Annotated in this window: 24 protein-coding genes; 10 read left to right on the top strand and 14 right to left on the bottom strand. The window is 61.3% G+C overall.

Annotated elements, in window-relative coordinates:
- Positions 1-94: 94 nt before the first annotated feature.
- On the top strand, positions 95-997 hold the full coding sequence (locus J5Y06_RS09880; protein WP_209334957.1) for a mechanosensitive ion channel family protein: 903 nt from the start codon (positions 95-97) through the stop codon (positions 995-997).
- Positions 998-1,073: 76 nt separating this feature from the next.
- The gene (locus J5Y06_RS09875; RefSeq protein WP_209334956.1) at positions 1,074-2,303 is read left to right on the top strand and encodes an MFS transporter; all 1,230 of its coding nucleotides are present in this window, start codon (positions 1,074-1,076) and stop codon (positions 2,301-2,303) included.
- A gap of 1 nt (position 2,304) precedes the next feature.
- Here J5Y06_RS09875 and J5Y06_RS09870 read toward each other — a convergent pair whose 3' ends face one another.
- The 9 genes from J5Y06_RS09870 to rpoZ form a co-directional block, all read right to left on the bottom strand.
- On the bottom strand, positions 2,305-2,826 hold the full coding sequence (locus tag J5Y06_RS09870; protein ID WP_209334955.1) for a PaaI family thioesterase: 522 nt from the start codon (positions 2,824-2,826) through the stop codon (positions 2,305-2,307).
- Positions 2,823-3,581, bottom strand: a complete 759-nt coding sequence (gene recO / locus J5Y06_RS09865) for a DNA repair protein RecO (protein WP_209334954.1) — start codon at positions 3,579-3,581, stop codon at positions 2,823-2,825. Before recO ends, J5Y06_RS09870 begins: the two co-directional genes overlap by 4 nt.
- An 18-nt stretch (positions 3,582-3,599) precedes the next feature.
- The gene (era, locus tag J5Y06_RS09860) at positions 3,600-4,520 is read right to left on the bottom strand and encodes a GTPase Era (RefSeq protein WP_209334953.1); all 921 of its coding nucleotides are present in this window, start codon (positions 4,518-4,520) and stop codon (positions 3,600-3,602) included.
- Positions 4,513-5,241 (bottom strand): ribonuclease III, encoded by a 729-nt coding sequence (gene rnc / locus J5Y06_RS09855; RefSeq protein ID WP_209334952.1) that lies wholly within the window; start codon positions 5,239-5,241, stop codon positions 4,513-4,515. The genes era and rnc overlap by 8 nt, the downstream gene beginning before the upstream one ends.
- A gap of 1 nt (position 5,242) precedes the next feature.
- Positions 5,243-5,998 carry a signal peptidase I gene (gene lepB, locus J5Y06_RS09850; RefSeq protein WP_209334951.1) on the bottom strand — a complete coding sequence of 252 codons (756 nt, stop codon included), beginning with the start codon at positions 5,996-5,998 and terminating at the stop codon, positions 5,243-5,245.
- A gap of 103 nt (positions 5,999-6,101) precedes the next feature.
- Complete coding sequence (gene acpS, locus J5Y06_RS09845) at positions 6,102-6,503, bottom strand: holo-ACP synthase (RefSeq protein ID WP_209334950.1); 402 nt, start codon at positions 6,501-6,503, stop codon at positions 6,102-6,104.
- A 10-nt stretch (positions 6,504-6,513) separates the two neighbouring features.
- Entirely contained in the window at positions 6,514-7,104 is a 591-nt protein-coding gene (pyrE, locus tag J5Y06_RS09840) for an orotate phosphoribosyltransferase (protein ID WP_209334949.1), read from the bottom strand.
- Between the two features lie 19 nt (positions 7,105-7,123).
- Positions 7,124-9,346, bottom strand: a complete 2,223-nt coding sequence (locus tag J5Y06_RS09835; RefSeq protein ID WP_209334948.1) for a RelA/SpoT family protein — start codon at positions 9,344-9,346, stop codon at positions 7,124-7,126.
- Positions 9,347-9,458: 112 nt separating this feature from the next.
- The gene (rpoZ, locus tag J5Y06_RS09830; RefSeq protein ID WP_209334947.1) at positions 9,459-9,848 is read right to left on the bottom strand and encodes a DNA-directed RNA polymerase subunit omega; all 390 of its coding nucleotides are present in this window, start codon (positions 9,846-9,848) and stop codon (positions 9,459-9,461) included.
- A gap of 202 nt (positions 9,849-10,050) precedes the next feature.
- Here rpoZ and J5Y06_RS09825 point away from each other — a divergent pair, with 202 nt between their 5' ends.
- A complete protein-coding gene (locus J5Y06_RS09825; protein WP_209334946.1) occupies positions 10,051-10,638 on the top strand; it encodes a LabA-like NYN domain-containing protein in 588 nt (195 codons plus the stop codon).
- Entirely contained in the window at positions 10,631-11,290 is a 660-nt protein-coding gene (locus J5Y06_RS09820) for a uracil-DNA glycosylase (protein ID WP_209334945.1), read from the top strand. The genes J5Y06_RS09825 and J5Y06_RS09820 overlap by 8 nt, the downstream gene beginning before the upstream one ends.
- Here the strand turns inward: J5Y06_RS09820 and J5Y06_RS09815 are convergent.
- Genes J5Y06_RS09815 through dapA form a run of 3 tightly spaced genes read right to left on the bottom strand, consistent with a single transcriptional unit; the run spans position 11,287 to position 13,041 of the window.
- On the bottom strand, positions 11,287-11,661 hold the full coding sequence (locus J5Y06_RS09815; RefSeq protein ID WP_209334944.1) for a hypothetical protein: 375 nt from the start codon (positions 11,659-11,661) through the stop codon (positions 11,287-11,289). The two genes, J5Y06_RS09820 and J5Y06_RS09815, sit on opposite strands and share 4 nt — an antisense overlap.
- Positions 11,658-12,134, bottom strand: coding sequence for an SsrA-binding protein SmpB (gene smpB / locus J5Y06_RS09810; protein WP_209334943.1), 477 nt, complete (start codon positions 12,132-12,134; stop codon positions 11,658-11,660). Before smpB ends, J5Y06_RS09815 begins: the two co-directional genes overlap by 4 nt.
- A gap of 25 nt (positions 12,135-12,159) precedes the next feature.
- A complete protein-coding gene (gene dapA / locus J5Y06_RS09805) occupies positions 12,160-13,041 on the bottom strand; it encodes a 4-hydroxy-tetrahydrodipicolinate synthase (RefSeq protein WP_209335123.1) in 882 nt (293 codons plus the stop codon).
- Between the two features lie 216 nt (positions 13,042-13,257).
- On the opposite strand from dapA, the gene J5Y06_RS09800 reads away from it, so the two are divergent.
- Complete coding sequence (locus tag J5Y06_RS09800) at positions 13,258-15,342, top strand: lytic transglycosylase domain-containing protein (RefSeq protein ID WP_245247715.1); 2,085 nt, start codon at positions 13,258-13,260, stop codon at positions 15,340-15,342.
- A gap of 173 nt (positions 15,343-15,515) precedes the next feature.
- Here the strand turns inward: J5Y06_RS09800 and J5Y06_RS09795 are convergent, their stop codons facing one another.
- On the bottom strand, positions 15,516-16,601 hold the full coding sequence (locus tag J5Y06_RS09795; protein WP_209334942.1) for a porin: 1,086 nt from the start codon (positions 16,599-16,601) through the stop codon (positions 15,516-15,518).
- A 764-nt stretch (positions 16,602-17,365) separates the two neighbouring features.
- Here J5Y06_RS09795 and J5Y06_RS09790 point away from each other — a divergent pair.
- Both J5Y06_RS09790 and J5Y06_RS09785 read left to right on the top strand, forming a co-directional pair.
- Positions 17,366-18,433 carry a porin gene (locus J5Y06_RS09790; protein WP_209334941.1) on the top strand — a complete coding sequence of 356 codons (1,068 nt, stop codon included), beginning with the start codon at positions 17,366-17,368 and terminating at the stop codon, positions 18,431-18,433.
- 131 nt (positions 18,434-18,564) lie between these two features.
- Positions 18,565-19,677 (top strand): pyridoxal phosphate-dependent aminotransferase, encoded by a 1,113-nt coding sequence (locus J5Y06_RS09785; RefSeq protein WP_209334940.1) that lies wholly within the window; start codon positions 18,565-18,567, stop codon positions 19,675-19,677.
- Between the two features lie 74 nt (positions 19,678-19,751).
- Here the strand turns inward: J5Y06_RS09785 and J5Y06_RS09780 are convergent, their stop codons facing one another.
- Entirely contained in the window at positions 19,752-20,963 is a 1,212-nt protein-coding gene (locus J5Y06_RS09780) for an OmpP1/FadL family transporter (protein ID WP_209334939.1), read from the bottom strand.
- 166 nt (positions 20,964-21,129) lie between these two features.
- On the opposite strand from J5Y06_RS09780, the gene J5Y06_RS09775 reads away from it, so the two are divergent.
- From J5Y06_RS09775 to J5Y06_RS09765, 3 genes are read left to right on the top strand one after another with little or no spacing between them, the layout of a single operon-like run.
- Entirely contained in the window at positions 21,130-21,735 is a 606-nt protein-coding gene (locus tag J5Y06_RS09775; protein WP_209334938.1) for a TetR/AcrR family transcriptional regulator, read from the top strand.
- An 18-nt stretch (positions 21,736-21,753) separates the two neighbouring features.
- Positions 21,754-22,914 carry an isovaleryl-CoA dehydrogenase gene (locus J5Y06_RS09770; protein WP_209334937.1) on the top strand — a complete coding sequence of 387 codons (1,161 nt, stop codon included), beginning with the start codon at positions 21,754-21,756 and terminating at the stop codon, positions 22,912-22,914.
- Positions 22,915-22,918: 4 nt separating this feature from the next.
- A complete protein-coding gene (locus tag J5Y06_RS09765) occupies positions 22,919-24,526 on the top strand; it encodes a carboxyl transferase domain-containing protein (RefSeq protein ID WP_209334936.1) in 1,608 nt (535 codons plus the stop codon).
- Positions 24,527-24,537 lie beyond the last annotated feature (11 nt).

Raw genomic sequence — 24,537 nt, 5'->3', positions numbered from 1 at the left:
ATCACGTATCTCTGGTGCCGGCGTCCTGGAGCGTTGCTTCGCAGCATTGTCGCACTAGTTGCGCCGCTGAGCGGATGAGCGAGCAAGGAATCTAATGGACGCTTCCCGAACAAACCTTTTGGCGGCAGCGAGCAGCGCCTGGGACATGCTGGCTGCTCTGGCGGTCGCTTATTCCCTCTCGCTTCTCGGGGCGGTGGTGATCCTCGTCGTGGGCTGGATCTTCGCGGGCTATGCGGAGCGCTGGTCCTACGCGGCCATGGGCTCGTTCAGGCACATCGACGAGACGATCAAGACGTTTCTGTCTAAGACGCTGCGCTACGTCGTGCTCATCTTCGTTGGCGTCACGGTCCTTTCGCAGTTCGGCGTGCAAACAACCAGCATCGTGGCCGCACTCGGCGCTGCCGGTCTTGCCATTGGACTGGCGCTTCAAGGCACGCTGCAGAACATCGCCGCCGGGCTGATGCTGCTGTTCCTGAGACCCTTTCGCGTGGGCGAATATATCGACGCCGGCGCCGTCGCCGGAACCGTTCGCGAGATCGGCCTTTTCGCCACCGAACTCCGGACCTTCGACGGGCTCTATGTTCTCGCCCCAAACAGTTCGCTGTGGGGAACGCCGGTCAAGAACTTTTCCCGCAACGCGGATCGACGCACCGATATCCTCATCGGCATCGGCTACGATGACGATGTCGCCCTCGCCAAGTCGACTTTGATGGACATGCTGATTGGCGACAGCCGGGTCTACAAGGAGCCGGAACCTGCCATCTTCGTCACGGAACTGGCGGCGAGCGCAATCAACCTCAATGTCCGCTACTGGTCGGCAAGCAGTGATTTCGAGCGGCTGAAGTCGGACATGACGGCGTCCGCCAAACGTCTTCTCGAGGAAAAGGGGATCACGATCCCCTTCCCGCAGCAGGAAGTGCATTTCGTTCCGCAGGACCTGGCCGGCCAAGCGCAGAAGTCGGCAAAGCCGGCGCTGGTGCTCGATCAAAACAATTGATCGGTCCGGTTCTTCTATTCAATTGTAGCTGTCCCCAAACGCGGTAGAAGTCGCCTATCTGGCGGGGACTTCTTCCATGGCACTTGCAGCCACGCACCGTAGCACGCTTCCGTGGTTCCTCATCATCTGCGGCTGCGTTATCGCGGCACTGACCTTCGGCCCGCGATCGGCCATGGGCTTCTACCAGTTGCCGATGCTGGCCGAGAAAGGATGGGACCGCACCACCTTCGGCCTGGCCATGGCTTTCCAGAACCTTGCCTGGGGCGTCGGAACGCCAATCTTCGGTGCGCTTGCCGACCGCTACGGCACCTGGCGCGTGCTAGCGTTGTCGGGCTTCATGTATGCAGCGGGCCTTTGCCTGATGGCGCTCGCAACCACGCCCGGCATGCTGTACCTCGGTGGCGGCCTGCTGGTGGGCCTCGGTGTTGCGTCGGGTTCGTTTGGCATCGTGCTGGCCGCCTTTGCGCGCAACGTTCCGGCTGAACGGCGAAGCTTTGCCTTCGGCTTGGGAACGGCAGCCGGTTCAGCGGGCATGTTCCTGTTCGCGCCACTTAGCCAAGGCTTGATCGATGCCTATGGCTGGTTCAACTCGCTGTTGATCATGGCGGCGATGATGCTGGTGATCCCGTTGATCGCCGTGCCGTTGCGGGGCAACTCCAAGACGGGACTTGCCGGTCAGGCCGTTTACGAACAGACGCTCGGAGCCGCGCTTCGCGAAGCCTTGGGACACCGCAGCTACAACCTGCTGGTTGCTGGCTTCTTCGTGTGCGGCTTCCAGGTGGCGTTCATCACGGCTCACTTCCCCGCCTATATCGCGGATCTCGGCATCGACGCCCGCTATGCCGTTCTGGCGCTCGCGCTCATCGGCTTCTTTAACATCATCGGTTCGCTGGCAGCTGGCATCATCGGTCAGCGCTACTCAAAACCGACCTTCCTCGCCTGGATCTATATCGGGCGCTCCATTCTCGTGACGGGCTTTCTTTTGTTGCCGCAAACGCCAACGAGCGTGGTCGTCTTTGCCGTGCTGATGGGCCTTTTATGGCTTTCAACCGTGCCACCGACAAACGGGCTGGTGGCGATCATGTTCGGAACGCGCCATCTCGGCCTTCTTGGCGGCCTGGTCTTCTTTTCGCATCAGATCGGGTCGTTTTTGGGCGTGTGGCTCGGCGGCTACCTGTACGACCGGTTCGGCAGCTATGATCCCGTTTGGTGGCTCGGTGTCGCGCTCGGCGTCTTCGCGGCCTTGGTTCACCTGCCCATTCGCGAGAAGCCGGTGGAGCGGCCGCAGATCGTGCCGGCCGAGTAGCTCAGCGGGGCGCCAGCTGCGTTATCGGGAAGATGGAGCAAGTCTCGGTGCCGATTGCGAGGAGCTTGCCGGTGCTGTCCTTCAGGCTGGCTTCTGAAACAGCGGTGGTGCGGCCCTTGTGCAGGACACGTCCTTCCGCAACCACTTCGCCGGTGTTGGCCGTGATCGGGCGCGTCAGGTTGACCTTGAACTCGACCGTCGAATAGCCCTCGCCCGCCTGCAATAAGGTGTGGACGGCACAACCCAGCGCACTGTCCAGCAATGTGGCCGCCCAGCCGCCATGCACCACGCCGAGCGGGTTGAGATACGCTGCACTCGGCATGCCGCGGAAGACCGCCCGGCCTTCGGCCACCTCGGACAGGCCGAACCCCAGGTGCCGACCTATCGGAGGCACGGGATAGTCGCCCTGGATGATCCGTTGCAGGAATTCGAGCCCGCTTATCGACCCCACAACATCATGGGGCACGGTGCCGGCACCACCGCGTGCCACGAAACCGGGAAAGAGCTCAACAGCGTCGCTCATACGGATGTGTGCTCCTTCGACACAGGTCGGTTCAGCGCCTTGGTCAAGGCCGCTAGAAAGGAAGCGCGCGCTTCCGGCGCTTCGATACCGCGCGGCTCATAAACATGCCGGGCCAGGAAATGGCCCGTCAGGCGGAAGGCGTCGTGGATGGCCGCCGCGTCTCCTCCCAGCGCAGAGCCGACCCGCAGGAAGGGTGGGAGGCCGAACAGCCGGTCAGCCCAGGCGCTTCCCGCTTCGCCGCTGATGGCGCGGCCCGTTTTCGGCGAAACATAGATCAGGTCGTCGCTCGATCCCGTGGCCCCACACCGGGTGAGGTCCAGGCCAAAACCGAGTTCGTCGAGCACTGCGACCTCGAAGCGGGCCAATAGGGCCCCGACCACATCTGCATCATCGAGATGGGCGATGATGATCCCAAGCGTCTCGTAAAGACGGATATGCGGGTCCCGTTCGGGCAAAAGGCGCAAATGGGCGGCCAACACCTGCAACCCGTAAACGGAAACCGCACTGTCGAAGAGCCGGGCGGCGTTTTGTTCCAGCGGCTCCACTTGGAAGCTGCCGAGATGCTCATCGAGCCGCGCACGCCACAGAAGGTCGACCTTGTTGCCGGGTTGCAGAAACGGGCGCATCCGCCGCGACAGGCCCCCGCGAACGAGGCCAAGATGGCGCCCGCGCGAACGCGTCATGACTTCAAGGATGGCGCTTGTTTCACCATGCTTGCGAGTAGCCAGGATAATGCCTTCGTCGCGCCATTCCATGGCAGCGTTCTGTGCCGGTCAGGACGGGAACTCAAGTCCCATTTCACGGTAGCGTTCGGGATCATCGCCCCAGTTTTCCCGCACCTTCACGAACAAGAAGAGATGCACGGTCTGTTCAAGCATTTCGCCGATCTCGCGGCGCGCAGCCTGGCCGATGGCGCGGATGGTCTCGCCCTTGTGCCCGAGCACGATCTTCTTCTGGCTATCCCGCTCAACATAGATGACCTGCTCGATGCGCACCGAACCGTCCTTCTTTTCTTCCCATTTCTCCGTTTCGACATGGGACGAATAAGGAAGTTCCTGATGCAGCCGCAGATAAAGCTTCTCGCGCGTCACCTCGGCGGCGAGCTGGCGCATCGGGAGATCGGAGATCTGGTCTTCGGGATAATACCAAGGCCCCTGCGGCAGCGCCTCGCCGAGGTAGCGCAGGAAGTCCTTGCAGCCGGAGCCCGTCAGCGCGGAAATCATGAAGGTGCGCTCGAAGCGCACCTTCTCGTTGGCTTCGGCAGACAACGTCAGGAGCTTTTCGGGATTGACGCGATCGACCTTGTTGAGGAGCAGGATCTTGGGTTGAGCCACGTCGTTCAGGCTCTGGAGAATGGCTTCCGCGTCACCGCGGATGCCGCGCTCGGCATCGATCAACAGGACCACGAGATCGGCATCCTTTGCGCCGCGCCAGGCCGTGCTCACCATCGCATTGTCGAGGCGCCGCTTCGGCTTGAAAATGCCCGGCGTGTCGACAAAAACGATCTGTGCATGATCCTGCGTGACCACGCCGCGAATGATCGCACGCGTGGTCTGGACCTTATGCGTGACGATGGAAACCTTCGAGCCAACCAGCTGATTGAGCAAGGTGGACTTGCCCGCGTTTGGAGCCCCGATGAGCGCAACAAAGCCAGAGCGTGTTTGCACCTCCGGTACCGCGTTCTCTTCAGGCATCCACGCTCAACCCTTCATCCGTCCAAACTCCTTCCCGACGCAAAACAGCGGTTGCCGCCGCCTGTTCCGCTTCGCGCTTGGAGCGTCCGCTTCCCTGCTCGTCCGCAAGTCCTGCTATGCTCACCGACACCACGAAGACTGGGTCGTGATCCGGCCCGGTGCGGCTGACGACGCTGTAGACCGGCGTCAGAGCCTTGGCCTGATGCGCCCATTCCTGCAGCTCGGTCTTGGCATCGCGCCGGGCAGACGCTGCCTTGTCCGCATGGCCGCGCCAGAAGGTGCGAATGAAGGTCTGCGCCGGCCCGAACCCGCCATCGAGATAGATGGCCGCGATCAGCGCTTCCATGACATCCGCGCGCATGTTGACCCGCTTGCGACCGGCAACACCGCGCAACTCCCGACCCGCCTTGATCCACTCCGTAATGCCGATCTCCTCGGCAATCATCGCCAGCGTCTCGGCATTGACGAGCGCGTTGAGACGCACCGACATTTCGCCTTCGCTGGCCTGCGGATAGGTCTGGTAAAGCCAATCGGCAACGACAAGGCCGAGCACGCGGTCGCCGAGGAATTCCAGCCGCTGGTAGTCCGTTCCGCCGCTCGAGCGAGCACTGGCGTGCGTCAGAGCCCCCTCAAGACGCGCAGTGTCACTGAACTGATAGCCAATGCGCTCTTCAAGGCCGCTCGTGGTCCAACGCTCTGCCTGGCTCGCCCGTTGCGCCATTTCAGTTGACGAAGTTGAGGAGCCGCGACGCGCGCAGTTCGGTTGGCCATCTCCAGATTTCGAGCGGGCTCGCACTGTCCGCTATGGAGAAGAAGATGATGTTGGCTCGACCGACGAGGTTTTCTTCCGGCACAAAGCCAACGGCGTTCATGAAGCGGCTGTCGGTGGAGTTGTCGCGGTTGTCACCCATCATGAAATAATGTCCGGGCGGAACGACATATTCTTCGGTGTTGTCACCGTAGGAGTTCGGGGTGAGATCGAGCGTTTCATAGGAAACGCCGTTCGGAAGGGTTTCGCGATACACGTCCACCGGACGTTCTTCTTCCGTGATGTCGCGGTTCTGGATCTGGCCGATCTTTTCGCGCGGAACAGCCTCGCCGTTGATGTAGAGGACGCCGTCCTGCATCTGAATGCGATCGCCCGGCAAGCCGATCACGCGCTTGATGTAATCCAGGGACGGATTCGGCGGATACTTGAAGACGGCCACGTCGCCGCGTTCCGGCGCCGATCCCCAGATGCGGCCATCGAACAGATCCGGTCCGAACGGCAAGGAATAGCGTGAATAGCCATATGCCCACTTGGTCACGAAGAGGTAGTCGCCTTCCAGGAGGGTCGGGCGCATGGAGCCGGACGGGATCGAGAAAGGCTGGAAGAACAGCGTGCGGATGATTAGCGCCAGAATGAGCGCCTGCGCTATGACGTTGACGGTTTCGCCAAAGCCGCCGCTTTTCTTCTCGGTCTTGTCTGCCACGCTCATGCCGTCCTCGATGAGGCCCGCTCCCGCGCAGACCCGAATAGTGTTCACCTCTTAGCCGCTGTTCCCCACGCGGGCAATGCGGCCGCAGCGTGGCGCAGCGTCCTCACGAAGCCGGCAGAGCTTCGATAATCACAAAGGCTTGCGCGAGCGGAAAGTCATCGGTGATGGTGAGGTGAACAACAGCCACGTGTCCCGCGGGCGTCATGGAAGCCAGCCGCGCGGCTGCGCCGTTGGTGAGCTTCATCGTCGGCTTGCCGCCCGGCAGGTTCACCACGCCCATATCACGCCAGAACACGCCACGAGCAAGGCCGGTGCCAAGTGCCTTGGCGCAAGCCTCCTTGGCAGCAAAACGCTTGGCGTAGGACGCGGCGCGCTCCTTTCGGCGGTCGGATCTTGCCTGCTCGATGTCAGTAAACACGCGTGCTCGGAAGCGCTCGCCATGCCGCTCCAAGGTCTTTTCGATTCGACGGATGTCGATAAGGTCGCTGCCGATGCCGATGATCATGGCAAGGAAATCAGCGCGAAACTGCGGCGGAGCGGCTGCCCGGCTTCACCGGCGGGATCTTGGCAAGCTCTGCAGGCATCAGGTCCGGCGGATAGGCGGGCACCTCGTATTGCGCCAAGGACACCAGCGGGACGCCAACATCTGCCTTGCCCGCGGACCGGTCGATGATACAGGCGGCTCCGAGAACCTCCGCGTTTACCTTCAACATGGCCGTGACGGTTTCGCGGATGGATAGACCAGTCGTGACAATGTCTTCAACGATCAGGATGCGCGCGCCTTCCTTGATCTCAAAGCGCTTGAGCCGAAACTCGCCATGATCGCGCTCGACCCAGATCGCGGGCACACGAAGATGGCGCGAGGTCTCGTAGGCCGGGATCAGACCACCGATTGCAGGCCCAACGACGTAGTCGATGTTCCCTGAAAACTGCTCGCGGATGCGTTCCGCCAGCGCGCGGCAAAGAACTTCCGTCTTATCGGCATGCATGAAAACGCGTGCCTTCTGCAGGAAGATGGGGCTGCGCAGACCTGACGTCAGAATGAAATGACCTTCGAGGATCGCGCCTGCGTCGCGAAAGATGGCGATGACGTCGTCCGTGTTCATTGGTCTCCCCAGTGTGCGGTCAGCCATTGACGCGGCGTGCGTCACTAACGCTCGATGCGTCCTTCAGTTGCGACAGAAGCCGACTGAGGTGCTTCAGGTCCCAGACTTCTAGGTCGAACATCATCTCGGTGAAATCAGGCGCCGTGCTGATCATCGAAAGGTTGTGAATGTTCGCGTCGTTGGCAGCGACCACGCCGGCAATCTCGGCAAGTGAACCCGGCGCGTTGATGGTGGTGACAGCAATGCGCGCAGGAAAGCGCTCGGCCGTGGCTTCATCGATATCCCAGCGGACGTCGATCCAGCGTTCGGGGTGATCGTCGAACGCGGTAAGCGAGGGCGACTGGATCGGGTAGATCGTGATGCCCTGCCCCGGCTCGAGAATGCCGACGATGCGGTCGCCCGGCACAGCGCCTTCCGGCGCGAAGCGCACCGGCAGATCCCCTTGCACACCGCGGATAGGCAGGGCGCCGTTTGACGGGGCCTTTCTGGTGGATTTGCCCGGCACCTGGAACAACATGCCGGCCGCGTTGCGCAGGTTGAACCACCCTTCTTCGCGCTGTCGCGGCGGGTTCAGTGACACGCGTTCGTCCTTGAAGTCGGGGAACACGGCCTTCAGAACGTCATGCGACGGCAGTTCGCCACGGCCAACGGCTGCCAGAACGTCATCGATGTCCTTGTGGCCCAGCCGGTGGAGAACTGGCTTCAGCTGGTCGCGGGTGAACTGCTTGCCACTCCGCTCGAACGCGCGCTCGAGGATGCGGATGCCCAGGCCGGAATACTGTTTGCGAATGGCGTTCTTGGTTGCCCGGCGAATGGCAGCGCGCGCCTTCCCGGTGACCACCACCGATTCCCAGGCAGCGGGCGGCACCTGCGCCTTGGAGCGGATGATTTCGACCTCGTCGCCGTTCTTCAACTCGGTCACCAGCGGCATGACGTGGCCGTTGACCTTGACGCCGACGCAGGTGTCGCCGACCTCCGTGTGAACCGCGTAAGCGAAGTCGATGGGCGTTGCTCCACGCGGCAGCGCGATCAGCTTGCCCTTGGGGGTGAAGCAGAACACCTGATCCTGGAACAGTTCGAGCTTTGTGTTTTCCAGGAAGTCTTCCGGGCTATCGCCTTCCGCCAGCGACTCGATCGTACGCCGAAGCCAGGCATAGGCGTTGGTGTCCTTGGACACGCCGTGACCGCCCGAGGCTCCGTTGCGATTGCCACCGTCCTTATAGATCGCGTGGGCCGCGACGCCATATTCGGCGATCTTGTTCATTTCCTGCGTGCGGATCTGAAGCTCCACGCGCTGGTTGGACGGGCCGACAATGGTGGTGTGGATCGAGCGATAGTCGTTCTGCTTAGGCGTCGAGATGTAGTCCTTGAACCGGCCCGGCACCATGGACCAGGTCGTGTGAACGGCACCAAGCACGCGATAGCAGTCGTCCACCGTGTCGACGAGGACGCGGAAGCCGAAGATGTCCGACATCTGGTCGAAGGAGAGCGCCTTGGTTTCCATCTTGCGGAAGACTGACCAGGCCTTTTTCTGCCGCGACTTCACGGACGCCTTGACGTTCGCCTTCTCCAACAGCCGCGACAGCGAGGCTTCAATATCGGACAAGGTCGTCTTGTTCTTCTCGAAGACCTCCGCCAGCTTGTTGGTGAGGGTCTGGAACGCCTCCGGATTGATGTGCCGGAAAGCGAGCTCCTCGAGTTCCTCGCGAACGCCCTGCATGCCCATGCGGCCTGCAAGCGGGGCGTAGATATCCATGGTTTCTTCGGCGATCCGCAGGCGCTTTTCCGGCGCCATGTGGTCGAGCGTGCGCATGTTGTGCATGCGATCGGCGAGCTTCACCAGAAGAACGCGAACATCCTGTGCGATTGCCAGAAGAAGCTTGCGCAGGTTTTCGGCCTGCTCAACCTTCTTGGAAACCAGGTCGATCTTCTTGAGCTTGGTCAGGCCTTCCACGAGGTGGCCCAGATCGGGGCCAAACAGGGCATCGATTTCCTGGCGGGTTGCCGTCGTGTCTTCAATCGTGTCGTGGAGGAGAGCCACCGCAATGGTCGCCTCGTCCATATGCATGTCGGTCAGGATCGCCGCCACTTCGAGCGGGTGGGAGAAGTAAGGATCTCCGGAAGCACGGCGCTGATGGCCGTGCTTCTGCATGGCATAGACGTAAGCCTTGTTCAGCAGCGCCTCATTGACGTCAGGCTTGTAGCGCTGGACGCGCTCAACAAGCTCGTACTGACGCATCATGGACGGACACTCCTGCACCGGAAATCAAGAAGGGGCGCCCGCGCTAGGCGCCGGCACCCCTTAAGTAACATCTATTCACCACACTAAAAGATGTGGTCTTTGATCCAAGAGCTTAGAAATCGTCGCTTTTCTCCGGCGCGACGAGACCCTCGATGCCGGCAATCAGATCTTCTTCCGACATGCGGTCGAAGGTGATGTTCTCTTCCTCGACGTCGTCGGCCGGTGCGTTGGCATTGGCCTCGATCTGAGCCGCATCCGCTTCCGGCTCGTCGACTTCGACATGCTTCTGCAAGGAGTGGATCAGGTCTTCCTTGAGGTCGCCCGGCGACAGCGTTTCATCCGCGATTTCACGCAGGGCCACAACAGGGTTCTTGTCGTTGTCGCGGTCGATGGTAATCGGCGCGCCCTGCGAAATGAGGCGGGCCCGGTGACCGGCGAGCAGAACGAGCTCGAAACGGTTGTTCACCTTGTCGATGCAATCTTCAACAGTTACGCGGGCCATCGGGTGCCCCTTTCATGTCAGCGGTAGCGGGAGTTGGAGCCTGCTTAGCGCCAGAAAGCGAAAAAAACAAGGCAAGGGAGAAATTCCAAGGCTTAATGTTTTTGTCAAAATTGTGGTGCCAAAGACATCAACGTGCAACGCTTTGAGCACCAGCCAGTTTGTCCATGACATATTGCCCACGTTTCCGTTGAAGGAAATTCCGATGTTTGACCCTCGCGAAAAGATCGCGCTCTTCATAGATGGCGCCAACCTCTACGCCACGTCGCGCTCGCTCGGCTTCGATATCGACTACCGCAAGCTGCTCACCAACTTCCAGCGGCGCGGCTATCTGTTGCGAGCCTATTACTACACCGCGTTGGTGGAAGATCAGGAGTATTCCTCCATTCGCCCGTTGATCGACTGGCTCGATTACAACGGCTACCGGGTTGTCACTAAACCCGCCAAAGAATTCACCGACGCGACGGGCCGCCGCAAGATCAAGGGCAACATGGACCTGGAACTGGCAATCGACGCGCTGGAGCTCGCCGATGTGGTGGACCATTATGTGATCTTTTCTGGCGACGGCGATTTCCGCACGCTCGTGGAAGCACTCCAGCGTCGCGGCCGGAAAGTGAGCGTCGTGTCCACCATGGCTTCCCAGCCGCCCATGATTTCCGATGAGCTGCGACGCCAGGCGGATCACTTCATCGATCTGCAGAACTTGCGGCTGGACATCGGCCGTGATCCATCTGAACGTCCGCTGCGCCGGCCAGAACCGGCAGAACTTGAGTCGGAAGATAATCTTGCATGACGAAACAGCGCCGTCGGAGCCCTCGCCCGACTGCGATTTCTGCCCCCGCTTGCATGCCTTCATCGCAACGTGGCGCGAACGTGAACCGACTTGGTACAATGCCCCCGTGCGCGCATTTCTGCCGAACGGTGCAGTCAGCGCGCCACGGCTCGTAATCGTCGGCCTGGCACCTGGGCTACGCGGCGCAAACCGGACCGGCAGACCGTTCACCGGAGACTACGCCGGCGACCTGCTTTACAGCACCTTGCTTCATTTCGGATTTGCCACGGGCTGCTTCGAAGCGCGCCCGGACGACAGCCTTGAGCTCGTCGACACCGCAATCGTCAACGCCGTTCGGTGTATGCCGCCGGAAAACAAGCCGACACCTGCAGAAATCAACACCTGCCGACAGTTCCTGGCGCCGATGCTGCTTGGGCACCCCCTGCCCCGCGTGATCGTCACGCTGGGAGCCGTCGCCCATCAGTCCACCTTGCGTGCGCTTGGTTTGCGCATCAAGGACTATCCGTTCAAGCACGGCTTGCAGATGGATGTACCAGGTGGCCCGACGCTGATCGCGAGCTATCACTGCTCGCGCTACAACACCAACACGGGTGTACTCACCACTGCGATGTTCCACGATGTGTTTCGGCAGGCACGAACCCTGCTCGACTAGTTCCCCGCGGCGGCCGGCGCCACAATATTCAAGCGGATCGGCAGCCGGTAAGTGGCATCGGAAGCGGCATAGTCTCCGATCGCGAGCGGCGGCAGGGCGTTCAAGGCTTCCAGCACGAGCTGCTGGTCGTCCTGCGAGAGAATCGAATGCACGATGCGTGCATCGCGGGCTTTGCCATCCGACGTCAGCCCAAATTCCACCACGACATTGCTCGGGGAAGCATTCAGCGCCACCAGTCGCACACGTGGATCCGCGGCGACGGCACCGAAGTGCGCCTGCACGCGCGCAGCGAAGCCCGCACCCGTTTCAGCCACCGCGTCAGCCGAGAGAGACACCAGCAAGGCTGCCGCGAAAACGAGCGGACGTGTCATCCGCGATCCCGCAACAAACGCGCTTTTTCACGACCCCAATCCCGCTGCTTGGACGCTTCACGCTTGTCATGGAGCTTCTTGCCGCGTGCCACGGCGAGCTGGAGTTTGGCTCGACCGCGATCGTTGAAGTAAAGCTTGAGCGGCACGAGGGTCATGCCCTCGCGATCGACATGCTGAGCCAGGCGCGCCATTTCCCGCTTGTTGACCAGCAGCTTGCGGCGGCGGCGTGGCTCATGGTTGAAGCGGTTGGCCTGCAGGTATTCCGGCAGATAGGAGTTGATCAGCCACATCTCGCCGCCTTCCACCGAGGCGTAGGATTCGGCAATGTTGGCATGGCCTTCCCGAAGCGCCTTCACCTCCGTGCCGGTCAGCACGAGGCCAGCCTCAAGCGTATCGAGAACCTCATAATTGAAGCGCGCCTTGCGGTTCTCGGCGGCAATCTTGTTGTTGGGGTCGCTTTTCTTCGGAGCCATGCTGGTTAGATAGGCGCAATCCGCCTCAGTTCATCAGGCCGGCATGCTGAAGTGCCGCGTCAATCTTCCCAGCCGTCGCCGCTTCCACCGTCACCAGAGGAGAGCGAACCACATTCTTCACATGACCCAGACGCGATAGCGCGTATTTCGCGCCGGACACGCCGGGTTCGACGAAAATCGCCTTATGAAGCGGCATCAGCCGATCCTGCAGTTCAAGCGCCTTGTCCTTGTCGTTGGCGAGCGTTGCCTCTTGGAACTCGGCGCAAAGACGCGGCGCGACATTGGACGTGACCGAAATCGCACCGACCCCGCCATGGGCGTTGAAGCCGAGCGCGCTGGCGTCCTCACCCGACAGCTGGATGAAGGTCTTGCCGCAGGTCATCCGCTGTTCCGAAACGCGTTCGGTGCGGCCGGTCGCGTCCTTTACGCCCGCGATATTCTTGAAGTCAGCGGCGAGCTGACCCATCGTTTCGGGGGTCATGTCGATAATGGACCGCCCGGGTATGTTGTAGATAATGATGGGCAGCGTCGTTGCCTGTGCAACCGCTGCGAAATGGGCATAGAGACCCCGCTGCGTCGGCTTGTTGTAGTAGGGTGTGACCACCAGAACCGCATCCGCGCCAGCTTGTTCTGCAAACTCAACAAGGCCGATCGCTTCACGCGTGTTGTTCGAGCCGGCACCCGCAACCACCGGGACCTTGCCCTTTGCGACTTCGATGCAGGCCTTCACGACCTGGCGGTGCTCGTCATGCGAGACCGTCGGGGACTCGCCCGTGGTTCCCACCGGAACCAGGCCATGCGAGCCCTCCGCGATCTGCCACGCGCAGAACTCTTGAAAGGCTTTCTCGTCGAACCGGCCGTCCTCGGTAAACGGGGTAACGAGCGCAGTCAGCGAGCCTCTCAACATCATTCGAACTCCACGGGTTGTGCCGCCGGCAGCAGCGAGCGAAGCCTTCTAGACGATCCCAGCGGCGGGCACCATAGTCTTGACACGGAAGACAGAGATGTTCCGATCCCGCGGCGTCGCCCGCATCCGTTTACGCACTCTTCACGATGCGCACTTACCCTTAATCAACGGCTGACCGCTCCCTTCCCTTTCGCTTGGTACTGGAAAAACAACGACATGAAGCCTCGCACGCTCCTGCCATTGGGTTTCTCCGGTATGCTTCTGGCCGTTCTACCGGCTTTGCATCCCGCCCATGCCTTCGACCTTGGCAAAGCGCCTACGCCAAGTGCGCGTCCCAACATCAATGCTTATGTGGATACGCAGACAACAACCGGATCTGTGCCCACCCGCACGTCTGTTTCCGCGCCGCTTCAGCGCGGCGGAAGCATCACCCAACTGAAGAACGGACTTGATGCAATCGCGTCCAGGGATGTTCCCCGAGCCCGCGCGGTTCGCGACAGCCTGCCTGCTCAGTCGATCGATCGCCATATCCTTGCCTGGGCCATTGCGCTCTCAGCCGATCCCTCCGTCGGAAGCAACGAAATCGCTCAGGCGGCTGCCATGCTGCCCAACTGGCCGGGGATGGCGAGCTTCCGGCGCAACAGCGAGCGCGCACTCGCCCGCGAGAACGCCGCGCCGCAGGTCGTGGTGAATGCGTTTGGCGGAACGGCGCCACTGACGCTCGCGGGAACCTTGACGCTGACGCGCGCGCATCTCGCGCTCAACGACACAAAAAGAGCGCGCGCTGTTTTGGCGCCGTTCTGGCACAAGGAAAAGCTCGAGGCGGCCGACGAACAGGCCATCATCCGCGAGTTTGGCAGCAAGGTCCTGACACAGGCAGACCACCGTGTCCGCATGGAGCAGATGCTTTTCCACGACCGCATCACTTCGGCCGAACGCGTCGCCAAGCTCGCCGGCGCGCAGGCACTATGCGCTGCCTGGTCGGCCGTGATCCGCGGAGACCGAAACGCCACCAAGCTGCTAGACGCCGTTCCGGCAGCCCAGCGCAAGACGGGCTTCTATTTCGCACAGGCCAAGGCCCTGCGGCGTGCTGAAAAGTTCACGCTTGCCGCAGCGGCGATGCTGAGCGCGCCGAAAGATCGGGCTTCACTTATCGATCCCGACGCATGGTGGGTGGAGCGGCGTGTGCTTTCCCGCGAACTGCTGGACATCGGCAAACCCGACCTTGCTTACAAGGTTGCCGCTGCCCATTCGGCGGAAAGCGCCACAAGTGCCGCTGATGCGGAGTTCCACGCGGGCTGGTACGCGTTGCGCAGTTTGGGCGATGCGCGAACCGCGTCTGCTCATTTCGGCCGCATCGCCCAGCTGTCCAGCACACCGATTTCGCTGGCAAGAGCGCATTACTGGCTTGGACGCGCGGCCGAAGCCGGCGGCCCGGGCGACGCGCGCACGCACTACCAACAGTCGGCGCGTTACGGCACCACCTATTACGGCCAACTTGCATCGGCCAAGCTCGGACGGCAGTCGATCGTTGCCGACTATCCCTCCCCCACCGTTACAGACCGCCAGAACTTTGCGGGTCGTGAAGCGGTACAGGCGATCCAGCGGCTGGAACAAGCCGGTTACGAATGGCGTGCCGATGTTCTTTATCGCGATCTGGCGGAACAGCTGACGAGCCCCGGCGAACTGGCGCTGCTCGCCGTGCAAGCCGAAAAGCGCGGCAACCATTATCTGGCGCTGCGAATCGGGAAGGTTGCCAGCCAACGCGGTCTTGATGTCGGCGCCCTTGCGCATCCGACCGGAGCCATTCCGGCTTCGGCCAAGATGTCAGGCGCAGGCAAAGCCCTCGCCTATGCGATCGCGCGACAGGAAAGCGAGTTCAATCCTTCGGCAGTTTCGGGCGCCGGCGCGCGGGGATTGCTTCAACTTCTGCCTGGAACGGCAAAGGAGATGGCGCGAAAAAGCGGGCTTGCTTATTCAGCACAGAAGCTGACGGCGGACGCCGGCTACAACGCCACGCTTGGCGCTGCCTACCTTTCCACGCAGCTCGACCGCTTCAACGGATCCTATGTGATGACGTTCGCCGGCTACAATGCCGGACCGAGCCGTGCGGCGGAATGGGCGCAACGCTACGGCGACCCGCGCGGCAAGGATGTTGATAGCGTCGTCGACTGGGTGGAACGGATCCCCTTCACCGAAACGCGAAACTACGTGCAGCGCGTGATGGAAAACTACCAAGTCTACAAGATGCGCTTGTCCGGTGCGACCGACATCGCGGCGGATCTGTCCAACGGACGGTAGTCCACCGCCACTTCCGAGTTTTTGCAATTAGAGGTTCCCGGAGCAGATCGCTTCGGGGGCCTTTTTCGTCGTCCCCTCCTCGATCTCCAGGACGTTAGGCCGGTCCCGTTGCCCCAAAACAGAAAAGGCCCGGCGTGAGCCGGGCCTTCCTGCAATCTGCTCTGGAGAGCGGATTAGAACGAGCGCTGGAAGCGCAGGATGCCAGTGAAGTCTTCCGAGAACGTGTCGTAAGCAACTTCAGGCGTGATCGACAGACCGGAAACCGGGGAGATCGGCATGCCGAGCGAGAATTCCCACTCGTCGTCCGAGCCCACGAAGGTGTCGTTGTCGGAGAACCACTGAGCGGTTGCAGCCAGACCGACCTTTTCCGTCAGAGCGAAAGCGGCACCAGCGAGAACCGAGTACTCGGCAATCGCGCCGTTCGGCGAGATGATCGAGTAAACGCCAGCCACGCCATCGTCATCCGACGAGTAGAAGCCGTCGAGGTTGAGCTTCACAGCGGTGTTCGGAACGGTGAAGCGGAGGCCAACCTTGGCACCCCAGTTCTCGCGAACTGCGTCGTAACCGGCGATCGCACCGATCGAGCCCCAGCCCTGCTTGAAGTTCACGCCACCTTCGAAGTTCGTGTCCCAGTCGCTGTTCGCGGTGTTCTCAACAGCAGCGATAATGGCCGAGAAGCCGTTAGCGCCGGTGTAGGTGTAGGAGATTTCACCCGAGTTGTTGAAGCCGTAGCGGCCTTCGTAGATGGTCGGACCAGCATAGCCCAGGAAACGGGAGTACGGGGTGTCGCCCTTACCAACGAGGAACGTACCGTTTGCAGTCGCAAGCGAGATCTGCATGTGGTCGATGGTCGTTGCATTGCTGCTGCGGCCTTCAGGGAAACCGGTCGAGGAGTTATCCCACGTGTCCCACTGAGCGTAGAAGCGAGCATAACCGGTCAGGGTGCCGAGTTCGGTTTCCGACTTAACGGTGAAGGTCGGAGCGAAGCGAGCGCGCTTGCCGTAGCCTTCGTCGACCTGACCGTACTGACCGTTGCTGAAGTCGTCGAACGAGGCGCGAACTTCGTAACGGAAGTAGCCACCGATCTTCAAGCAGGTTTCGGTGCCCGGGATGTAGAAGTAGCCGGTGCCGTAAACGTCGCAGACGCGAACGTATTCGACCGGCTCGGGTTCAGCGATAACGATCGCGTCAGCGGCGCGTGCGCCGGAGACAGCGATCATCGCCGCTGCGGAGCCGAGAAGCAGGCTCTTAATGTTCATTTTCTGACCTCCAGTCAAAGTTGATAGTGGGTCTGGGTATTTTGCTGAAGGACAGCGTTCCCTGCCCCATCCCCTATGGCCGAAAAAGCTGCGTCTGCACGCCCCTTCTTCGAGGCAGACATTTACCCAGCCCCACACGCCGTTCAACCGAGATTGTGGCGGCAGCCCCTTGCAATCGCCTCTATCCAAACACCTTGTTGCACAAAAGCCACGAAATCGGGGGGCGGGGTAAGGTCTCGTTAAGGACTGGGCCTCTGTTGCGGGGCTTCAGCGCATCCGTTTGGGGTGAAGGGAGCTGGAATCACGGTGAATCCGGCGCGTTCAACTCCGTCGAGCCGCCTCTTGCCGGAAGAACAGCTCGGACGTGAGTCGCAGCACCGTCAGCTTAGGACGAGCAGCCTGCTGACCTAGCAAGGTCGGAGCAAGTCACACTTCTTCCCTTCCTGAATGTGAGCACACGGAGGGCGACGCTCCCCTGCCTCCCGTTTAAGCATCCGCCCAGATCAGCAGCAGCCAGTTTTTAGCCACCCTGCCTAGGTCTTCCGCAGTCCTGCCAAGCACTTGAAGCTCTTGTTACTTGCTTACAACAAAACAGTCACATTCAACGAAACAGAAGCGGTTGGCGCGGCGATGTATATTGCGAAGACCCGCAAATCAGATCTTACTCACTTCACCAAAGGGCAAGAAGCGCCACCGGTCGGGGGACCGAGAGGGGACGCCAGCAAGCCTCCGGCATCCACAACAATGCGCTTCTGGAGCACTCTATGTATATAAAGACGATCTTGCTCGGTTCTCTTGCCGCATTCGGCGCGGCGACGAGCGCGAATGCCGCTGATGCAGTGGTGATCGCAGAACCCGAGCCAATGGAATATGTTCGCGTTTGCGACGTCTACGGCACCGGTTACTTCTATATTCCCGGAACGGGAACCTGCCTGAAGGTGAGCGGTTACTACCGTTACGAGATCACAAGCATCGGATCGAGCGACTTTGGCGGCGACCAGTACGGCGATAACGTTGACGGCTATCGCAAGCGTGCGCGCTTCGCACCAGAGTTTACGGTGAAGTCGGAAACCGAGCTTGGTACTTTGACAGGCTATGCCCGCATTTACGCCCAGTGGGATACGCTGGAGGGCAGCGGGGCCGACAACGCAACCTATCTCGACCACATGCAGATCTCGCTGGCGACCGCGAACGGCACCATCCTGGTTGGCTACGGCGATACGCCGTATTCGCGTTTCCTCGGCTATGCGGGTCCCACCATTTACGAAGGCCGCTATGGCTTCAACAGCTCGGGTGAAATTTCCTACACCTATGACAGCGGCAACGGCCTGACCGCCATCGTGGCGGCGGTGGAGAATGACGACAACTCCGATTGGGACACCAATTTCGAAGGCGGCGTCAACTTCACGCGCGGCTGGGGCTCGATCGGCGCCATGGCCGGGTACGACGGCGTGGACGAGAACTGGGGTGCCAAGATCGGGGCGCGCTTCGCGATCCCCGACACGGCTGTGAAGCTGACGCTCGATGGCTTCTATTCTTCGGATGATGACGGCGTCGCCGGCGACTACTCGATCATCTCGCCGAACGGCTTCATTTCCGAATGGTCGGTGCTGGCTGGCGCGTCCGTGCCGCTGGGCACGAAGTTTGCCATCGTCGGAACGGCGCAGTGGTTCAGCGACAATGACACGCTGGTGGGTTCGGACGACGAGTGGGAATTCTCCCTCGGCGCGCCTTTCGCCCCCGTCACTGGAATGTCGATCACCCCGGAAGTCGCCTACGACACGTTCTCCGAGGAATACACCGGCATCCTGCGCTTCCAGCGCGACTTCTGATCAACCCACAACCTCCCAAGGGTGGAACTCGGCTCGGTGGAAACACCGAGCCTTTTCTTTTGATCACCCGAGTTGATGCCGGCCGAAGCGGCAGCTAAGCACCTTACGTTCCTTTAGGAGGGTTCCCCCACATGGCACCGCGCTTGACCAGGCTTGCCCAAAGCCTTCCTCAGACCGTCCCCTTTGTTGGAGTGGAAACGCAGGAGCGCGCCAGCGGTCGCCCATTCCGCGCTCGTCTTGGCGGCAACGAAAACGGTTTCGGCGCTTCACCACGCGTGGCCGAGGCGATGACCCTGGCGGCTGGGGAGATGTGGAAATACGGCGATTCGGAGAGCCATGATCTGAGGCAGGCGCTCGCAGCGCGGAACGGCATTTCAGCAGAGAATATCGCCGTAGGCGAAGGCATCGACGGACTGCTGGGTCTCGTCGTGCGGCTGTTCGCGGAACCAGGCTCTACAGTGGTTTCATCCCTCGGCGCATACCCCACCTTCAACTACCATGTCGCTGGCTTCGGCGCTCACCTGCATGTCGTGCCCTACAGAGATGACCGCGAGGACCTTGAAGCGCTGCTGCAAGCCGCACGAACCCTTCAGCCCGCAATTCTTTACCTGGCTAATCCTGACAATCCGATGGGCAGCTGGTGGCCCGCAGACGAGGTTGCTGCCTTCATGGAGGCGCTGCCCGAGGATGTGCTGCTGGTTCTCGATGAAGCCTATGGTGAGTTCGCACCACCGAGCGTTCTCCCCGCGCTGCACCCGATCCGTCCCAACGTTCTGCGCATGCGGACCTTTTCGAAGGCCTATGGGCTCGCCGGAATGCGCTGCGGCTATGCCATCGGCGCGCCGGAGGTGATCAGGGCCTTCGACAAGGTGCGTAACCATTTTGGCGTATCGCACATGACTCAGGTCGCGGCTCTCGCGGCCCTCGGCGACGACGCGTTCCTAAAGGATGTGGTCCTTCAGCTGCAGGCCTGCCGGCAGGAACTCGTCACGATCAGCCGTGACAACGGTTTGGTCGCGCTGCCGTCCGCAACCAATTTCGTTGCGATCGACTGCGGCAGCGATGGCGCCTTTGCCACGCGGGTGCTGAGAAATCTGGCGGAACAGCAGATCTTTATTCGCAAGCCGATGGCGCCGGTACTCGACCGCTGCATCCGCGTGAGCTGTGGACCCGAAGGGGAGATCGCGCTGTTTGCGGAAGCCCTGCCCCGCGCCCTGGCGGCGGCAAGCAGCGCCGCACAATAAAAGACGATCATCAAGGCGGATGATCGTCCTTGAAGGGCTGAGCCTGCCCTTGCTGGGCAAGCTGGCGGGTCAGATCAAAACTTAAGGGTCGCGCCGATTTGGAGCGCATAGCCCCATTCAGATGGCGATACTGCGGTGTAGTCGGTAGCGCTTGACCGCTGATCCTTCAGGCCATCCTCGAAGTAGATCGCCGCTGCGCCGGCACGAAGCTGGAACTTGTCCGTGGCGTTGTAGCCGAGGCCGCCTGCAATCGTCCACGTATCGTACAGCGTATCCCAGCCGGTGCTGACGCCCTTGTCCCAAGTGAGCGAGACCTGACCGGCGAGCTTCTCGTTGAACTGGTGACCAATGCCGCCGTTGATCGTCCAGCCGTCCTTGAAGAAGAACTGCGTGGACGAGAACGGGCGTCCGGCGACGCCTTCGGTGACAATCAGATTCTGAAGGACGCTCCAGTCGGTCCATTTCACCGAACCGAAGGCGAGCCAGCCAGGCGCGATGCCGCTTTGCAGGTTCAGCTCGAGGCTTTGCGGCAAGGAAGCGCCGGTGCGAGCCGTGGCGCTGGTGGCTGTGCCATAAAGAGCGCCGGCAACAGCGGGTGGCGCACCGGTCAGCACCGCCAAAGCTGCGAACGGCGTGTTCGTGTAGTTGCCGGTGGCATCGTCGTGGTTCGTTTCGGAGCGATAAAGCAGCTGTGCCTTCAGCGCGATTTCCGGAATGTCATAACCAAGCCCAAGCCGGTAACCGAAGGTGTCTGACTCGACCTGGAGCAGGCTGATATCCGTTACGCCCGGAATGATGCCGATGAAGTTGCGCCCTTGCGTGAACTCCACCGTTTCGTAGAAGCCCCCGCCGATAACCGATAGCCGGCCCTTGCCCACGTCGAAGCCATAGGCGCAGGTAAGGCCGTATTCATGTGTTTCGAGCGACTGCTCGGCGATATGGAACGTGATCGGACCAGAATATTTCGCGTCCGCGCCATAAGGCTGCGTATAGGACCCGGCGCAGCTCAGGCCGCCTGCGATACGACCACCGACCGAAACGGACGGGATCCAGTAGTCTTCACCGAATTCAACGGAGCCCGAAGGGCCGGTGACGGGGCTGTTCACGCTCGAATAAGAGCGGCCGGGCGACACGTAAATCGCTGTCGAGTAGATGCCGAACCCGCCAGCGTTGTAGAGCGGATCAAGGTTGGCTGCGCCGCGATTGAAGCCGCCGGCCTGCGCCGACACGGCGGTCGCCAAGATGATGCCGCCCGTCAGTGCCGCTGAAAGTGGTTGTTTGCCCATAGTGGTTCCCCCAAATCACCGCAAAACCTTACGTGACTGCGACTTAAGCGAAAACGCTAAGCGCGATGCGCAGCCGCTTTCCCAAACAACCGTTGCCCATGGGCCACAGAACCAGCACTCTTGAAAGAAATGAACGTTCGTTTTATTGCTGCCGCCGGAGGAACGGATGGCGCGCACAACGGGATCCGAGGGCGGGAAAACAGAGGCTGCAATCCGCATTGCGGCGGCAAGCTTGATCGCGCGCCACGGCTTCGAAGCGGTTGCCATGCGCCAGCTCGCATCCGAGGTGGGCGTGCAGGCAGCTGCTCTTTACCGCTATTTTCCCAACAAGCAGGATCTGCTCTTCAAGCTTATGGCCCGTCATATGGAAGAGCTTCTGTCTTCCTGGGAAGCAAAGCGCGCCCAAGCAGGCTTGGAGCCAGCTTCGAGGCTGGCTGACTTCGTCGAGCACCACATCCGGTTTCATCTGGAACGGCGCGAAACCACCCACGTCTCCAATCTCGAGCTGCGGTCGCTTTCCGAAGGCCAGTTGCCGGTGATCCTCGATCTCCGCTCCCGCTACGAGGCACAGCTTCGCACCATCCTGCAGGACGGGATGGCGGCAGGCCGCTTCACGATCGAGGACGCGGGGCTGACCACCATGGCCATCATTCAGATGATTACCGGAGTGATCGTCTGGTACCGGCCGCAGGACCGGCTTTCGGTGGATGAACTGATTGCTAGATATCTCATCATGACGCTGCGCCTCGTCGGCGCGGCTCCCCATCATTGAACCTGAGCGAGAGGCAGCATGTACGCAAACAGCATGGATTTTGGCCTGGGCGAAGATCTCGAAGCGCTGCGCGACACCGTGCGCCGCTTTGCGCAGGAGCGCATCGCCCCGCAGGCGGCGGAAATCGACCGAAGCAACGAGTTTCCAGCGCCGCTTTGGCGTGAAATGGGCGAGCTCGGCCTGCTGGGGATGACCGCCGATCCCGAATTCGGGGGCTCCGGCATGGGCTACCTCGCCCATGTCGTGGCGGTCGAGGAAATCAGCCGAGCATCCGCATCCGTCGGACTTTCCTACGGGGCGCATTCCAATCTGTGCGTCAACCAGATCAATCGCTGGGGCTCGGCCGAGCAGAAAGCCAAATATCTGCCGAAGCTTTGCTCGGGTGAGCATGTCGGTGCGCTTGCGATGTCGGAAAGCGGTTCAGGCTCCGATGTCGTTTCGATGAAGCTGCGCGCCGAAAAGCGCAACGACCGATATGTGCTGAACGGCACCAAGATGTGGATCACCAACGGTCCCGATGCCGAAACGCTGGTGGTCTATGCAAAAACGGATCCGGAGCGGAAATCGCGCGGCATCACGGCTTTCCTGATCGAAAAGGACATGGCCGGCTTCTCCATTGCGCAGAAGCTCGACAAGCTCGGCATGCGCGGCTCCAACACCGGCGAGCTGGTCTTCGAGGATGTCGAGGTGCCCTACGACAATGTGCTGGGCGAGGAAGGGCGCGGCGTCGAGGTGCTGATGTCCGGCCTCGATTACGAGCGGGTTGTGCTGTCGGGCGGTCCGCTCGGGATCATGGCTGCCTGTCTCGACGTGGCCGTGCCGTACGTGCGCGAGCGCAAGCAGTTCGACCAGCCGATTGGATCGTTCCAGCTCGTGCAGGGCAAGATGGCCGACCTTTACACCACGCTGAACGCCTGCCGCGCTTATGTCTACGCGGTTGCGCGGGGCTGCGACGACGGCAAGACCTCGCGTAAGGATTCTGCCGGCTGCATCCTTTTCGCCGCCGAAAAAGCCACGCAGTGCGCGCTGGATGCCCTCCAGCTGCTTGGCGGCAACGGTTACATCAACGATTATCCAACCGGCCGCTTGCTGCGCGACGCCAAGCTCTACGAAATCGGCGCCGGCACCAGTGAAATCCGCCGCTGGCTGATCGGCCGCGAAATGATGGAAGAAGGCTGATCCCATGCCCGTGATCCAGACACAGATCTCCCCGTCGTCCGAAGCCTTCAAGGCTAATGCGGAGCGCATGCGCGCGCTGGTGGCCGAGATGAAGGACAAGGCGGCGATCGTGGAACAAGGCGGCCCGGAAGAAGCTCGGCAGCGCCATACTGCACGCGGCAAGCTCCTGCCGCGCGAGCGTTTGGCGCAGCTGCTGGATGCCGGTTCACCGTTTCTGGAGATCGGCCAATTCGCGGCGTGGGACATGTATGGCGGTGGCATCGCGTCGGCCGGAATGATCGCCGGCGTCGGCATGGTCGAGGGCACGCCGTGCATGATTGTCGTCAACGACGCGACCGTGAAGGGCGGGACCTATTATCCACTCACCGTGAAGAAGCATTTGCGGGCGCAGGAGATTGCGGCGGAAAACGACCTGCCCTGCCTGTACCTAGTGGATTCGGGCGGCGCCAACCTGCCAAACCAGGATGAGGTCTTCCCTGACCGCGAGCATTTCGGCCGCATCTTTTTCAACCAGGCCAATATGAGCGCCCAGGGCATTCCCCAGCTCGCTTGCGTGATGGGCTCCTGCACCGCCGGCGGCGCTTACGTGCCGGCTATGTCCGATGAAACGATCATGGTGAAGAACCAGGCGACGATTTTCCTTGGCGGCCCACCGCTGGTGAAAGCGGCGACCGGCGAAGTGGTGTCGGCGGAAGACCTCGGCGGGGCGGATACGCATACGCGTTTGTCTGGCGTGGCGGATCATTACGCGCTCAACGACGAACATGCGCTCGCTCAGCTGCGGCGGATCGTCAGAAACCTGAATCGAAAGAGCGAGATGCCGCTCAAGCTTCGTGAGGTGGTGCAGCCGCTTCGCTCCCAAGATGAGATCTACGGCATCGTACCTGAAGACACGCGCCAGCCGTATGACGTGCGCGAAGTCATCGCGCGCATCGTGGACGGATCGGAACTCGACGAGTTCAAGCAGAACTACGGCACGACGCTGGTCACCGGCTTCGCGCATATCCACGGCATGCCGGTTGGCATCATCGCCAACAACGGTGTTCTGTTCTCGGAAAGCGCGCAAAAAGGCGCACACTTCATCGAGTTGTGCTGCCAGCGGAAGATCCCGCTGGTGTTCCTGCAGAACATCACGGGCTTCATGGTGGGCCGGAAGTATGAGGCGGGCGGCATTGCCAAGGACGGCGCCAAGCTGGTCACGGCCGTCGCAACCGCGCAGGTGCCGAAGCTCACCGTGATCATCGGTGGCTCGTTCGGTGCCGGCAATTATGGCATGTGCGGCCGCGCTTATTCCCCGCGCTTCCTGTGGATGTGGCCGAATGCGCGCATCTCCGTCATGGGCGGCGAGCAGGCGGCAACGGTGCTGTCGATCGTCAAGCGCGAGGGCATCGAACGGCGCGGCGGTGAATGGAGTGCCGAGGAGGAAGCCGCGTTCCGCCAGCCAATCCTCGACAAGTATGAGCGCGAAGGCCATCCGCTTTATTCTTCAGCGCGGCTTTGGGACGATGGGATCATCGATCCGGCAAAAACCCGCGAGGTGCTGGCGCTCAGCCTCGCCACCACTCTGAATGCACCCATTCCGGACACCAAGTTCGGCCTGTTCCGGATGTGAGGTTGAGCGAG

Origin of the sequence: Tianweitania sediminis, from assembly GCF_017813335.1 — a bacterium.
Lineage (GTDB): Bacteria > Pseudomonadota > Alphaproteobacteria > Rhizobiales > Rhizobiaceae > Tianweitania > Tianweitania sediminis.
The sequence above is the reverse complement of the archived record's forward strand: the minus strand, read 5'-3'. Positions and strand labels throughout refer to the sequence as shown.